The sequence below is a fragment of the Burkholderia sp. Bp9031 genome (genome assembly GCF_003857965.1).
GTDB classification, from domain to species: domain Bacteria; phylum Pseudomonadota; class Gammaproteobacteria; order Burkholderiales; family Burkholderiaceae; genus Burkholderia; species Burkholderia ambifaria_A.
Map to the genome: position 1 here is coordinate 74,103 of NZ_QTPW01000019.1, position 12,882 is coordinate 86,984.

A 12,882-nucleotide genomic window follows, 5' to 3' on the forward strand; every position below is an offset into this window, starting at 1 on the left:
CGAGCGCTCCACCACGCGTGCGCAGCCTCCCGCCCTCTTCTCATCAAGAATGATCTTCGAACGCTCCCTCCAGCGCGAGCTTGCGTATACGGCTGGCGCCGTGTTCATGGTGCTGCTCACGATCATGCTCACGACGATGATGATCCGCATCGTCGGTTACGCTGCGTCCGGCGAAATCGATCCGCGGGACGTCCTCGTGCTGATCGGCCTCACCGTGATCGGCTATCTCGCCGTGATGCTCGTCGTCACGCTGTTCGTGTCGATCCTGTTCGTGCTGACTCGGTGGTACCGGGACTCCGAAATGGTGGTCTGGCTCGCGTCGGGCGTGAGCCTCACGCGCCTGATCAAGCCGATCGGCGTGTTCGCCACGCCGATCGTCCTGCTGATCGCGTTCTTCGCGTTCGTCGGCTGGCCGTGGTCGAACCAGCAGAGCAAGATGATCAAGGCACGCTTCCAGCAGCGCGACGAGATCTCGCTGCTCGCACCCGGCCAGTTCCGCGAATCGGCCGCGAATCATCGCGTGTTCTTCATCGAGAAGATGTCGCCGGACCAGAGCAAGGTGCAGAACGTGTTCGTCACGTCGACCGAGAACGGCAAGGTCAATATCGTCGTATCGCACACGGGCCATACGGAAACGAAGGACGGCGATCGCTTCGTCGTGCTGGAAGACGGCCGCCGCTACGACGGCACGCCGGGCCAGCCGAACTTCAAGATCATGGAGTTCCAGCGCTACGGCGTGAAGATCACAAGCACGCCGGTCACCAACGTGCCGACCACCAACAGCACGCCCACGCCCGACCTGCTGCGCAACCCGACGCGCGACAACCTCGCGGAATTCGCGTGGCGCGCGGGGCTGCCGCTGATCGCGATCAACCTGATGGTGCTCGGGATCCCGCTGTCGTACCAGAACCCGCGCCGCAGCCGCACGATCAACCTCGTGATGGCCGTGCTGATCTACCTCACGTACTCGAACCTGCTGAACGTCGTGCAGGCACAGATCGAGCAGGGCAAGATGTCGTTCGGCGTCGGCCTCGTCGGCCTGCACCTGGTCGTCGCGGTGATCGTCGCGTTCATCTTCTGGTTGCGCGTGCGCAATCGTCCGCTGTTTACACGCGCGCTGTTCGGCCGCTCGGGAGCATGATCGATGCGGCTCTATGAAAAATATTTCGCGCGGCAGATCTACGTCACGTTCGTCTTCATCCTGTTCGCGTTCTCGGGCCTGTTCTTCTTCTTCGACCTGATCAGCGAACTGAACTCGGTCGGGCACGGCAACTACAAGTTCGGCTACGCGGTGCTGCGCGTTGCGCTGCAAACCCCGTCGCGCTTCTACGAGATCATCCCGGTCGCCGCGCTGATCAGCGCGATCTACGTGTTCGCGCAGATGGCCGCGAACTCGGAATTCACGATCTTCCGCGTGTCGGGCCTCGCGACCAACCAGGCGCTGCGCTCGCTGCTGAAAATCGGCATTCCGCTCGTGATCATCACCTACCTGATCGGCGAATTCGTCGGCCCGTACGCCGACCAGCTGTCCGAACGCGTGCGGCTGCAGGCGCTCGGCGCGTCGGTGTCGTCGAACTTCCAGTCGGGCGTGTGGGTGAAGGACACACTCGCGGCCCGCGAGAACGGCGAGCAGGTCACGCGCTTCGTCAACGTCGGCAGCCTGTCGCCCGACTCGACGATCAGCAACGTGCGCATCTACGAGTTCGACTCGAAATTCCAGCTGCAGAACGTGCGGATCGCGCAGACGGGCCGCTACGAGCCGCCCGGCCACTGGCTGCTCAAGGGCGTCACCGAAACCGAACTGACGCCGATCAAGCCGATCAGCGGCCAGCCGACGGATGCGCTGAACCCCGTGTACCGGTCGCAACAGGTGACGCTGCCCGAATACCGGCTGCGCTCGGACCTGACGCCGCAGATCCTGTCGGTGCTGCTCGTGTCGCCGGAACGGATGTCGCTCATCAATCTGTTCCGCTACATCCAGCACTTGCGCGAGAACCAGCAGGACACGCAGCGCTACGACATCGCGCTGTGGCGCAAGCTGCTCTACCCGTTCGCGGTGTTCGTGATGCTCGTGCTGTCGCTGCCGTTCGCGTACCTGCATACGCGCGCCGGCGTGGTCGGCGTGAAGGTGTTCGGCGGCATCATGCTCGGCATGAGCTTCCAGCTGCTCAACACGCTGTTCTCGCACATCGGCACGCTGAATACGTGGCCCGCGCCGCTGACCGCGGCGACGCCGGGCCTCATCTATCTCGCGCTCGGCCTGTTCGCGCTCAAGTGGGTCGACCGGCACTGAGCGCCGTCACGACGGAGGCTTCGACATGAGTTCGCATGGCATCGTCCTGTTCGGCCACGGCGCACGCGATCCGCGCTGGGCCGAGCCGTTCGAACGGCTGGCCGCACGGCTGCGCGGCGCCGGCGCCTCCCCGCCGCACGTGTCGCTCGCGTTCCTCGAACTGATGACGCCGTCGCTCGACGCAGCCGTCGCCGCGCAGGTCGCGGCCGGCTGCACGCGTATCACCGTGGTGCCCGTATTCTTCGGCCAGGGCGGCCATGTCCGTCGCGACCTGCCGCAACTCGTCGACGCCTGCCGCGCCGCGCATCCGGGGGTCGAGATCCGTTGCGCGACGGCCGTCGGGGAAGACGACGGCGTGCTCGACGCCATCGCACGCTACTGCATCGACCAGGTCGGCCGCGACGCGTAAGCGAATCGGCGGCCCCAAAACAAAAAAGCGCTGGCTTCGGTGAAGCCAGCGCTTTTTTTCAGCCTGCGGACCGGCGTCAATCCGGCGGCCATCGATGCATCGCTTGCCGCACGGACCGCGCCTTCGACTCAAGCCGCGTCCCGCAACGCGTCGCCCTCTTTCGCGAGCCGCACGCGTTCGGCGAACGCATCGCCGATCATCAGCAGGCTCGGTTCCGCCGGGTCGAGCCACGCCTGCGCGTCGCCCGCCGCCATCTGCGCAAGCGTCAGCGTCAGCGTGCGTTCGCGCGCGGTGCTGCATGCCTCGACGATCGCCACCGGCGTCGCGGGCGCGCGGCCCGCGTCGATCAGTTCCTGCGCGATGCCGGGCGCGCTGTCGCGGCCCATGTAGTAGACGATCGAATCGGCGCGCGCCGCCTCGCGAATCTCGTCGCTGCCCGGTGCGCGGCTGTGCGTCGCGAACGCGACGCTGCGCGACACGCCGCGCAACGTCAGCGAGCGCTTCAGCGTCGCCGCGCCGGCCAGCGCCGCGGTGATGCCCGGCACGACCTCGTAGTCGATGCCGGCCGCCTCGAGCGCGCGCATTTCCTCTTCGGCGCGACCGAACAGCATCGGGTCGCCGCCCTTCAGCCGCACGACGCAACCATGCTCGCGCGCCGCGTCGACGATCTGCTTGTTGATGAAGTGCTGCGCGGTCGAACGCTGCCCGCAGCGCTTGCCGACCGCGATCTTCCGCGCGTTTGGCGCGTAGTCGAGCATCGCCGGCTCGACGAGCGCGTCGTGCAGCACCACGTCGGCTTGCTCGAGCAGCCGCGCGCCACGCACCGTGATGAGGTCCGCGGCGCCCGGCCCTGCTCCGATCAGATACACCTTGCCCATGTTTGTCGCTTCGCTTGTCCTGCTCGTGCGGACGGCGGCCGGCCCGCGCCGCCGCGAGGGCGGCGCTAACCGCCGGTTATGCCGGTTATGCCGGTTACGCCGAGAACGCCCGGATCATGCCGGCGGCGACCGTGTGGTGCGTCGCCTCGTCGATCAGCACGAACGCGCCCGTGCCCGGATGCGCGTCGTACGTGTCGCAGACGATCGGCTTCTGCAGCGTCAGCGCGACGCGGCCGATGTCGTTCATCTTCAGCTCCTGGCGGTCGGTCGCGTGCGACAGCGTATGCACGTCGAGCACTTCCTTGACCGCGCCGATCTTCGCGAACACCGTGCTCGTGGTCTGCTTGAGCAGGTACTTGCGCTGCGGCGACAGCGGCGTCTCGTCGAACCAGCACAGGTCCGCCTCGAGCTTCTTCGCCGGCGCGACCGGCTCGGCGGTCGTGACGAACATGTCGCCGCGCGACACGTCGACGTCCTCTGCGAGGCGAATCGTCACCGTCTGGCCCGCGAATGCATGCGCGACGGACGCGGTGCCGCCCGGCACCGGCGCGACGATCTCGGCGACCGTCGCGGTGCGGTTCGACGGCAGCACGATGATTTCGTCGCCGACCTTCACCTCGCCCGACTCGATCCGGCCCATGTAGCCGCGGAAATCGTCGGCCGAGCTGCCGTCCTGGCGTGCGACCCACTGCACCGGGAAGCGCAGCGCGTCATGCGCCTGCGTCTCGACCGGCAGTGATTCGAGCACGTCGAGCAGCGGCTCGCCCGCGTACCACGGCATGCGCTCGCTCGCGCCGACGATGTTGTCGCCCTTCAGCGCCGACACCGGCACGAAACGCACGTCGGTCAGGCCGAGCTGCTTCGCGAGCGCGACGTACGCGTCGCGAATCTCGTTGAAGCGCGCTTCGCTGTAGTCGACGAGGTCCATCTTGTTGATCGCGACGATCACGTGCTGCAGCGCGAGCAGCTTCACGATCGCGCTGTGGCGCTTCGTTTGCGGCAGCAGTTCCGCGACGCCGTTCTCGATCGTCACGCGCGTCGCGTCGACCAGGATGATCGCCGCGTGTGCGGTAGACGCACCCGTCACCATGTTGCGCGTGTACTGCTCGTGGCCCGGCGTGTCGGCGATGATGAACTTGCGCTTCGCGGTCGCGAAATAGCGGTATGCGACGTCGATCGTGATGCCCTGCTCGCGCTCGGCCTCGAGCCCGTCCGTCAGCAGCGCGAGGTCGATCTCGTCGCCGACGGTGCGCTTGTTCTTCGCGCGCGACAGCGCGGACAGCTGGTCGGACAGCACGGCCTTGCTGTCGTACAGCAGGCGGCCGATCAGCGTGCTCTTGCCGTCGTCGACGCTGCCTGCGGTGATGAAGCGCAGCACGCCGAGGTCTTCGGTGTTCTCGATGATGCTCATGATGTGAATGTCCTCGTGTGCTTCAGAAATAACCTTGCTTCTTGCGCTGTTCCATCGCGGCTTCGGAGGCCTGGTCGTCCATCCGGGTCGCGCCGCGTTCGGTGATCTCGGTCACCGCCGTCTCGGCGATGATCTTCTCGACGTCGTCCGCATCGCTCGCAACCGGGCACGTGCAGGAAATGTCGCCGACCGTGCGGAAACGCACCTGCGCAAGCTCGCTCGTCTCGCCGTCACGCATCGGCGTGAGCGGCGTGACCGGCACGAGCAGCCCGTTGCGGCGCACGATCTCGCGCTGGTGCGCGTAGTAGATCGACGGCAGTTCGAGGTTCTCGCGCGCGATGTACTGCCACACGTCGAGTTCGGTCCAGTTCGAGATCGGGAACACGCGCAGGTGCTCGCCCTTGTGCAGGCGGGCGTTGTACAGGCTCCACAGTTCCGGGCGCTGCGCCTTCGGATCCCACTGGCCGAATTCGTCGCGGAACGAGAAGATCCGCTCCTTCGCACGCGCCTTCTCTTCGTCGCGGCGCGCGCCGCCGATCAGCGCGGTATAGCCGTGCTGTTCGATCGTCTCGAGCAGCGTGACGGCCTGCGCGGCGTTGCGCGAATCGGTTTCGCGGCGCAGCACGACCGTGCCGCGCTTGATCGAATCCTCGACATGGCCGACCACGAGCTCGGCGCCGAGCTCCTGCGCACGACGGTCGCGGAAGTCGATCACTTCCTCGTAGTTGTGGCCCGTGTCGATGTGCACGAGCGGGAACGGCAGCGTGGTCTTGCGGTTCGCGCCGAGGCCGAATGCCTTCAGCGCGAGGTGCAGCACGACGACCGAATCCTTGCCGCCCGAGAACAACAGCGCCGGCTTGCTGCACTCGGCGACCAGCTCGCGCAGGATGTGGATCGACTCGGCTTCGAGCCAGTCGAGGTGGCCCATGCGGCTGTCGGCACCGGTGGGCGGGGCAAAGGCGGATTGCTCGAGCGTCGTGCTCATGATTTCAGTCCTTCTCTTCTGGGTTCGTGCCGCCCGCTGTCGCAGGCGGCGCAATATTCGGTTTCTTGTCGGCTTTCAGTTCGCGGCGCCGGCAACGGCTGTCGCGGGAATCGGCGTGATCGTGATGTGCAGCCCGCATTCCTTCGTGTCGCGCGACTCCCACCACCAGCGGCCCGCCCGGCTGTCCTCGCCGGGACGGATCGCGCGCGTGCAGGGCTCGCAACCGATGCTCGGGTAGCCACGCGCATGCAGCGGGTTGACCGGCACGTCGAACGCCTTCAGGTAAGCCCACACGTCGGTTTCCGTCCAGTCGGCGAGCGGGTTGTACTTCGCGATCCCGCGCGCTTCGTCCTGTTCTTCCTCGTGCAGCTCCGCACGCGTGACCGACTGCTCGCGACGCTGGCCCGTGACCCACGCGCCGACGTCGGCCAGCGCGCGGTTCAGCGGTTCGACCTTGCGGATGTGGCAGCACGACTTGCGCAGCTCGACGCTTTCGTAGAACGCGTTCAGGCCGTGCTCGGCGACGTACTGGTCGACCGCGTCCTGCTGCGGGTGAAACTGCTCGATCTCGTAGCCGTAGCGCTCGCGCACGCGGTCGATCATGCCCAGCGTTTCCGCGTGCAGGCGGCCGGTGTTCAGCGAGAAGATGCCGATCGACACGCCCTTCGACAGGATCGCGTGCGTGAGCAGCATGTCTTCCGCGGCGAGGCTGCTCGCGAACTTCACCTTCTCGTGCCGTGCGCCGATCTGCGCGAGCAGCGCGTCGAGGCGCTCGACCTTCGCGGCGAGTTCCGGGCTCAGTGCGGTCGCGCTGCTCATGCGCTCACCTTGGTGTCGACTGCCGCGGTGCGGCGGCGGAACAGCGGCGCCGGCTCGTCGAATGCGCCCTGGTAACGCTGCGTGAACTCGCCGAACGCATTCAGCGCGTCGTGGATGTCCTTGTCGGCACGCACCGCGAACGCGTCGAAGCCGCAACGCGACATATACAGCAGCTGGTCGCGCAGCACATCGCCGATCGCGCGCAGCTCGCCGTTCCAGCCGTGGCGCTCGCGCAGCAGGCGGCCGATGCTGTAGCCGCGGCCGTCCGCGAAGCGCGGGAATTCGACGGCGATCAGCGAGATCGCATCGAAATCGGCCACGAGATCGGCCGGCTCGCCGTCCGGCGCGAGCCACACGCCGAGTTCGTCCTTCGTCTTCGTGGCGACGAGCGCCGCGCGCTCGGCCTGCCACAGGGTGAACGGCACCAGCACCTTGCCGGCCGGCAATGCGTCGACCGCGGGCAGCGCACCGTCTTCCGCCGCGCGCACGACCTGCCATGCGTCGTCGATCACTGCGCGGTTCTTGATAATCGAAGCCATCTGCAAATTCCCTCTACCCGGTTGGTTACGCGTTCACTGCCTGGCGCGCCGCATACACGCGCTCCTTGAACGGTGCGATGCCGATGCGGTCGTACGTGTCGATGAAGCGCTCGCCGTCGATGCGCGTCTCGACGAACGTGTCGATCAGCTTCGCGATCACGTCCGGCACTTCTTCCGCCGAGAACGACGGCCCGATCACGCGGCCGAGACGCGCGCCGTTCTGGCCCGTGCCCTGCTCGCCGCCGAGCGACACCTGGTACCACTCGGCGCCGTCCTTGTCGACACCGAGGATGCCGATGTTGCCCACGTGGTGATGGCCGCACGAGTTCATGCAACCGGAAATGTTCAGCGACAGGTCGCCGAGGTCGTACACGTAGTCCAGATCGTCGAAACGCTGCTGAATCGCCAGCGCGATCGGGATCGACTTCGCGTTCGCGAGCGAGCAGAAGTCGCCGCCCGGGCACGCGATGATGTCGGTCAGCAGGCCGATGTTCGGCGTCGCGAAACCGGCCGCCTTCGCCTTTTCCCACACCGCGAACAGGTCGCGCTTCTTCACGTTCGCGAGAATCAGGTTCTGCTCGTGCGACACGCGCAGTTCGCCGAACGAGTACGCGTCGGCCCAGTCGGCCACCAGGTCCATCTGCGCGTCGGTCGCATCGCCCGGGGCCACGCGATGGTCCTTCAGCGACAGCGTGACAGCGGCATAGCCCGGCACCTTGTGCGGTGCGACGTTGCGCTCGACCCAACGCGCGAACGCCTTGTTCTCGAGCAGGTGCTGTTCGAACGACGCATCGGTGTCGGCGAGCTTCTCGTAGACGGGCGGCTGGAAGTATTGCGACACGCGGTCGAGTTCGGCCTGCGTGAGCGTCGACGGGCCGTCCTTCAGGTGCTGCCACTCTTCCTCGACCTGCTGCGCGAACTTCGCGGGCGACAGCGCCTTCACGAGGATCTTGATACGCGCCTTGTACAGGTTGTCGCGGCGGCCGTAGCGGTTGTATACGCGCAGCACGGCTTCGCAGTAGGTGATCAGGTGCTGCCACGGCAGGTCTTCCTTGATCACCGCACCGACGATCGGCGTACGGCCGAGGCCGCCGCCCACGAGGATGCTCGCGACCACTTCGCCCTGCGCGTTCTTCTTCAGGTACACGCCGAGGTCGTGAATCTGCACGGCCGCGCGGTCGTCCTTCGAGCCGGACACCGCGATCTTGAACTTGCGCGGCAGCCATGCGAATTCGGGATGGAACGTCGACCACTGGCGCAGGATCTCGGACCACGGACGCGGATCGATCTCCTCGTCCTGCGCGACACCGGCGAACTGGTCGGCCGTGATGTTGCGGATGCAGTTGCCCGACGTCTGGATCGCGTGCATCTGCACCGACGCGAGCTTCGCGAGGATCTCGGGCGTGTCTTCCAGCTCGACCCAGTTGAACTGGATGTTCGAGCGGGTCGAGAAGTGGCCGTAGCCGCGGTCGTGTTCGCGGGCGATGCGCGCCAGCATGCGGAGCTGCTCGCTGCGCAGGTTGCCGTACGGAATCGCGATGCGGTGCATGTACGCGTGGCGCTGCATGTACAGGCCGTTCTGCAGGCGCAGCGGACGGAACTCGTCTTCGCTCAACTCGCCCGACAGGCGGCGGCGCACCTGATCGCGGTACTGTGCGACTCGCTCGTCGACGATCGTCTGGTCGTACTGGTCGTACTGATACATTCGGGGACCCCAGGGTTTTCGTGGTGACTGCGCGACGTCCTAGCCACGTCGCGCCCGAATCTCCGTTCCGCCGCCACCGCCGGCCTTCCGCTGCCTGGCTGGATTGCTAATGACGAAAACAGATATCCATATTTGAAAAACTCCGGTGAATCGTAATAAACTCGCCTTATATTTCAAACGACTAAAAAATTCTGTTGATATGCGGAAGGGTTATAAATGAACCTGCACCAATTTCGCTTCGTGCGCGAGGCCGTCCGGCAGAATTTCAACCTCACCGAGGCCGCCAAGGCGCTGTACACGTCGCAACCGGGGGTATCGAAGGCGATCATCGAGCTCGAGGACGAGCTCGGCGTGGAGATCTTCACGCGGCACGGCAAGCGCGTGCGCTCGCTCACCGAGCCGGGCAGGATCATCCTCGCGTCGGTCGAGCGGATACTGCAGGAGGTTGAAAGCCTAAAAAGGGTCGGAAAAGACTATGCAGCACAGGATCAGGGCAACCTGACGATCGCCGCCACTCACACGCAGGCCCGCTACTCGCTGCCGGCCGCGATCGCCGAGTTCAAGAAGCGCTTCCCGAAGGTGCACCTGTCGATCCTGCAGGGCAGCCCGACGCAGGTCGCCGAGATGGTGATCCACGACCAGGCCGATCTTGCGATCGCGACCGAGGCGATCGCCGACTACAAGGAACTCGTGTCGCTGCCCTGCTTCCAGTGGCATCACGCGGCCGTGGTGCCTGCCGACCACCCGCTGCTCGAGCGCAAGCCGGTCACGCTGGACGATCTCGCGCAGTACCCGCTGATCACGTACGACGACGCGTTCGCCGGCCGCAAGAAGATCAACCACGCGTTCGCGCTGCGCGGGCTGTCGCCGGACATCGTGCTCGAGGCGATCGACGCCGACGTGATCAAGACCTATGTCGAGCTCGGCCTCGGCGTCGGGATCATGGCCGACATCGCGTTCAATCCGGAGCGCGACCGCAACCTGCGGCTGATTCCGGTCGGCCACCTGTTCGGCAGCAATGTGACGCGCGTCGCGCTCAAGCAGGGCGCCTACCTGCGCAGTTATGTGTATACGCTCGTCGAGCTGCTGTCGCCGACGTTGAACCGCAAGCTGATCGAGCAGGCGCTCAAGGGCGAGTCCGAATCGTACGAGCTTTGACCCGCGTGTATAAACGCAGGGGCGCCCGCTCCCCGCTTGGCGCCCCTTTTTGCTGCCCGACGGAGATTCCCGCATGACGCTTCCCGCCCTGTTGCGCCGCGCCGCCGGCGCCGCCCTCGTACTCGCGTGCGCGGCCGCGCACGCCGACCTGAAGGTCGGCGTCGACCTGTCGTCGACCGGCCCGGCCGCCGCGATCGGCATCACCAGCAAGAACGCGATCCTGATGTGGCCGAAGACGATCGCCGGGCAGCCGGTGCAGGTGACGGTGCTCGACGACGCATCCGACCCGGGCACCGCCGTGCGCAACATCCGCAAGCTGGTCGACGAGGATCACGTCGACGTCGTGGTCGGTCCGAACATCACGCCGGCCGCGCTCGCGGCGCTCGACGCGGTGGCAACCGCCCAGACGCCGATGATCACGCTGGTCGGCTCCGGCGCGATCGTCGAGCCGCAGGAAGGCGCGCGGACCTGGGCGTTCAAGATGGCGCAAAGCGACAGCGCGATGGCCGACGTGATGACGCGCTATATGGCCAACCACGGCGTGAAGACGGTCGGCTTCATCGGCTTCGCGGACAGCTACGGCGACAGCTGGCTGAACGAGTTCACGCGCTTCGCGCAGGTGCGCAAGATCCGCGTGATCGCGACCGAGCGCTTCAACCGCACCGACGCGAGCGTCACCGGCCAGGCGCTGAAGCTGATCGCGGCGAAGCCCGATGCGATCCTGATCGCGGGCTCCGGCACGCCGGCCGTGCTGCCGCAGCGCACGCTGATCGAGCGCGGCTACAAGGGCGCGATCTACCAGACGCACGGGATCGCGACACCGGAATTCATCAAGCTCGGCGGCAAGGACGTTGACGGGACGCTGTTCCCGACCCAGCCGGTCGTCGTCGCGCGCACGCTGCCCGCCGACCATCCTGCCCGCAAGGCCGCGCTCGCGTTCGTCGACGCGTATGAGGCGAAATACGGCGCCGGTACGGTCACGCAGTTCGCGGGCGACGCGGCGGGCGTGTACCCGCGCCTCGCCGACGCGATCGGCCGCGCGCTGAAGACAGCGCAACCCCGCACGCCCGCGTTCCGCGCGGCGCTGCGACGCGAGCTCGAGCGCGCGCACGAGCTCGTCGTGCCGAACGGCGTCGTCAACACGAGTGACAAGGATCACGTGGGGCTCGATCAGCGCGCGAGCGTGATGGGGATCGTGAAGCAGGGCCGGTTCGTCTACCTGAGCCAGTAACGCGCGAACGGTCGCCGGACAGCTTGCCCGGTGGCCCGTTTTCCGCCATAATCCGCGTTTCGCCGCGCACAATCGCATGCGCGGTCAGGAACACAAGCCCAGGTGGTGAAATTGGTAGACGCAGGGGACTCAAAATCCCCCGCCGCAAGGCGTGCCGGTTCGATTCCGGCCCTGGGCACCAGCTTTCGCAGCGTCATGCGCTGCACTCGAAACCCGCGCAAGCACATCGCTTCGCGGGTTTTTTGTTATTCGCCGCCCGCGCCGCAACGCACGCCGCTCCCCGCCGGTCCAAGCATCATGATCGACGCGCAGCACGGAGGCAGCCATGCCCATGCGCACGATATCATCCCCGCTCTGCCGCGGCGTGCTCGCCGCGGTGCTCTCGCTGGTGCTGGGCGGATGCGACGTGCTGACCGCGCCGCCCGTACCCGAATGGCCGGGACCGCATGCGCCGTATCCGTTCCCGGACAACGTCCCGCATCGCACCGAATGACCGGTCGCCTTGCGCCGCATGCGCTCAACCCGTCAGCTCCCGCACGAAGTCGAGAAACACACGCACCTTCGCCGAAACGAGGTTCGACGCGTGGTGATACGCATACAATGGGAAGGTCTCGTCCGCCCACTCGGGCAGCAACTGCACCAGCCGGCCTTCAGCGACGATGTCTCTCGCGTAGAGTTCGAGCAACTGCGCGACGCCCTCCCCGCCGACACACGCGCCGAGCAGCGCGCCCGTATCGTTGACCGTCAGCCGGCCGGCGGCGTCGAACGGCACCACCTCGTTGCCGCGATGGAATTCCCATCCGTACGGCCGCCCCGTCACCGGGTCGCGGATCAGCACGCAGCGGTGCCCGTCCGCGAGATCCCGCGGGTGCCTCGGCTCGCCGTGACGCGCGACATAGGCCGCCGACGCGCAGGTGAGCACGTGCGTCTCCAGCAGCAGTCGCGCCCGGTATGACGACGGCTCCGGAATGCCGAAACGCACCGCGACGTCGAACCCGTCGGCGACGAGGTCGCCCATCCGGTCGCGCACGCTGATCTCGACGGACAGCTCGGGGAAGCGGTCGAGGAATTCGGCCATCCTCGGCGCCAGCACATAGTGGCCGAAGGTGCCGTCCACGTTGACCCGCAACCGCCCCCTGACACGCGCCCGGGAACGGCCGGCGTCGACCGCCGCCTCCTCGATGCCGGCCAGCAGCGGCGCGACGGCCTCGTAGAAGCGCCGCCCTTCGTCGGTCAACGTGATCGCGCGCGCCGTCCGGTTGAAGATCCGGATACCGACACGCTCTTCCAGCCGCGCGACCGCGCGGCTCACCGCCGGCTGCGTCAGTCCCATCGCCTCGCCCGCGCGCGCGAAGGTACCGGCCTCGATCACCGCCGAGAGCACGCCGATCCCGCTCAGGAGCCTGCTGTCGAATCCCATGAGACATACTTTTAGTCATTCTTGATCTGATCAT

13 protein-coding genes and 1 tRNA gene are annotated in these 12,882 nt (G+C 66.6%); 7 read left to right on the top strand and 7 right to left on the bottom strand.

Annotation, left to right across the window (positions count from 1 at the left end):
- The first annotated feature begins 49 nt into the window (after nt 1-49).
- From lptF to DIE15_RS23155, 3 genes are read left to right on the top strand one after another with little or no spacing between them, the layout of a single operon-like run.
- Nucleotides 50-1,141 (top strand): LPS export ABC transporter permease LptF, encoded by a 1,092-nt coding sequence (lptF, locus tag DIE15_RS23145; RefSeq protein ID WP_124834444.1) that lies wholly within the window; start codon nt 50-52, stop codon nt 1,139-1,141.
- Between the two features lie 3 nt (nt 1,142-1,144).
- Nucleotides 1,145-2,293 (top strand): LPS export ABC transporter permease LptG, encoded by a 1,149-nt coding sequence (gene lptG / locus DIE15_RS23150; protein WP_057926041.1) that lies wholly within the window; start codon nt 1,145-1,147, stop codon nt 2,291-2,293.
- Between the two features lie 25 nt (nt 2,294-2,318).
- Complete coding sequence (locus tag DIE15_RS23155) at nt 2,319-2,702, top strand: sirohydrochlorin chelatase (RefSeq protein ID WP_057926042.1); 384 nt, start codon at nt 2,319-2,321, stop codon at nt 2,700-2,702.
- Between the two features lie 128 nt (nt 2,703-2,830).
- Here DIE15_RS23155 and cobA read toward each other — a convergent pair whose 3' ends face one another.
- The 6 genes from cobA to DIE15_RS23185 all read right to left on the bottom strand — a co-directional run bounded on the left by cobA (nt 2,831) and on the right by DIE15_RS23185 (nt 9,039).
- Entirely contained in the window at nt 2,831-3,580 is a 750-nt protein-coding gene (cobA, locus tag DIE15_RS23160) for a uroporphyrinogen-III C-methyltransferase (RefSeq protein WP_057926043.1), read from the bottom strand.
- Nucleotides 3,581-3,674: 94 nt separating this feature from the next.
- Nucleotides 3,675-4,991 (bottom strand): sulfate adenylyltransferase subunit 1, encoded by a 1,317-nt coding sequence (locus tag DIE15_RS23165; protein WP_057926044.1) that lies wholly within the window; start codon nt 4,989-4,991, stop codon nt 3,675-3,677.
- 22 nt (nt 4,992-5,013) lie between these two features.
- Nucleotides 5,014-5,976, bottom strand: coding sequence for a sulfate adenylyltransferase subunit CysD (gene cysD / locus DIE15_RS23170; protein ID WP_057926045.1), 963 nt, complete (start codon nt 5,974-5,976; stop codon nt 5,014-5,016).
- Between the two features lie 75 nt (nt 5,977-6,051).
- Nucleotides 6,052-6,795 (bottom strand): phosphoadenylyl-sulfate reductase, encoded by a 744-nt coding sequence (locus DIE15_RS23175; protein ID WP_057926046.1) that lies wholly within the window; start codon nt 6,793-6,795, stop codon nt 6,052-6,054.
- Nucleotides 6,792-7,334 carry a DUF934 domain-containing protein gene (locus tag DIE15_RS23180; protein ID WP_124834445.1) on the bottom strand — a complete coding sequence of 181 codons (543 nt, stop codon included), beginning with the start codon at nt 7,332-7,334 and terminating at the stop codon, nt 6,792-6,794. The genes DIE15_RS23175 and DIE15_RS23180 overlap by 4 nt, the downstream gene beginning before the upstream one ends.
- 25 nt (nt 7,335-7,359) lie before the next feature.
- On the bottom strand, nt 7,360-9,039 hold the full coding sequence (locus tag DIE15_RS23185) for a nitrite/sulfite reductase (RefSeq protein ID WP_124834446.1): 1,680 nt from the start codon (nt 9,037-9,039) through the stop codon (nt 7,360-7,362).
- Nucleotides 9,040-9,255: 216 nt separating this feature from the next.
- Between DIE15_RS23185 and DIE15_RS23190 the strand changes: the two genes are divergently transcribed.
- From DIE15_RS23190 to DIE15_RS37115, 4 genes are all read left to right on the top strand, one after another.
- Nucleotides 9,256-10,197 carry a CysB family HTH-type transcriptional regulator gene (locus DIE15_RS23190; protein ID WP_009689198.1) on the top strand — a complete coding sequence of 314 codons (942 nt, stop codon included), beginning with the start codon at nt 9,256-9,258 and terminating at the stop codon, nt 10,195-10,197.
- A 73-nt stretch (nt 10,198-10,270) separates the two neighbouring features.
- The gene (locus tag DIE15_RS23195) at nt 10,271-11,428 is read left to right on the top strand and encodes an ABC transporter substrate-binding protein (protein ID WP_124834447.1); all 1,158 of its coding nucleotides are present in this window, start codon (nt 10,271-10,273) and stop codon (nt 11,426-11,428) included.
- A 96-nt stretch (nt 11,429-11,524) separates the two neighbouring features.
- A tRNA-Leu gene (locus DIE15_RS23200) sits at nt 11,525-11,609 on the top strand.
- A 144-nt stretch (nt 11,610-11,753) separates the two neighbouring features.
- Nucleotides 11,754-11,921, top strand: a complete 168-nt coding sequence (locus DIE15_RS37115; protein ID WP_162840556.1) for a hypothetical protein — start codon at nt 11,754-11,756, stop codon at nt 11,919-11,921.
- A 24-nt stretch (nt 11,922-11,945) separates the two neighbouring features.
- On the opposite strand, the gene DIE15_RS23205 is transcribed toward DIE15_RS37115, so the two are convergent.
- Nucleotides 11,946-12,848, bottom strand: coding sequence for a LysR family transcriptional regulator (locus DIE15_RS23205; protein ID WP_057926050.1), 903 nt, complete (start codon nt 12,846-12,848; stop codon nt 11,946-11,948).
- Nucleotides 12,849-12,882: the final 34 nt, after the last annotated feature.

What these genes read in the sequence shown, in the direction of transcription:
- cysD (WP_057926045.1), bottom strand. Translation starts at nt 5,976, where the DNA reads ATGAGCACGACGCTCGAGCAATCCGCCTTTGCCCCGCCCACCGGTGCC.
- lptF (WP_124834444.1), top strand. Translation starts at nt 50, where the DNA reads ATGATCTTCGAACGCTCCCTCCAGCGCGAGCTTGCGTATACGGCTGGC.
- DIE15_RS37115 (WP_162840556.1), top strand. Translation starts at nt 11,754, where the DNA reads ATGCCCATGCGCACGATATCATCCCCGCTCTGCCGCGGCGTGCTCGCC.
- DIE15_RS23180 (WP_124834445.1), bottom strand. Translation starts at nt 7,334, where the DNA reads ATGGCTTCGATTATCAAGAACCGCGCAGTGATCGACGACGCATGGCAG.
- DIE15_RS23165 (WP_057926044.1), bottom strand. Translation starts at nt 4,991, where the DNA reads ATGAGCATCATCGAGAACACCGAAGACCTCGGCGTGCTGCGCTTCATC.
- lptG (WP_057926041.1), top strand. Translation starts at nt 1,145, where the DNA reads ATGCGGCTCTATGAAAAATATTTCGCGCGGCAGATCTACGTCACGTTC.
- DIE15_RS23175 (WP_057926046.1), bottom strand. Translation starts at nt 6,795, where the DNA reads ATGAGCAGCGCGACCGCACTGAGCCCGGAACTCGCCGCGAAGGTCGAG.
- cobA (WP_057926043.1), bottom strand. Translation starts at nt 3,580, where the DNA reads ATGGGCAAGGTGTATCTGATCGGAGCAGGGCCGGGCGCCGCGGACCTC.
- DIE15_RS23205 (WP_057926050.1), bottom strand. Translation starts at nt 12,848, where the DNA reads ATGGGATTCGACAGCAGGCTCCTGAGCGGGATCGGCGTGCTCTCGGCG.
- DIE15_RS23155 (WP_057926042.1), top strand. Translation starts at nt 2,319, where the DNA reads ATGAGTTCGCATGGCATCGTCCTGTTCGGCCACGGCGCACGCGATCCG.
- DIE15_RS23185 (WP_124834446.1), bottom strand. Translation starts at nt 9,039, where the DNA reads ATGTATCAGTACGACCAGTACGACCAGACGATCGTCGACGAGCGAGTC.
- DIE15_RS23190 (WP_009689198.1), top strand. Translation starts at nt 9,256, where the DNA reads ATGAACCTGCACCAATTTCGCTTCGTGCGCGAGGCCGTCCGGCAGAAT.
- DIE15_RS23195 (WP_124834447.1), top strand. Translation starts at nt 10,271, where the DNA reads ATGACGCTTCCCGCCCTGTTGCGCCGCGCCGCCGGCGCCGCCCTCGTA.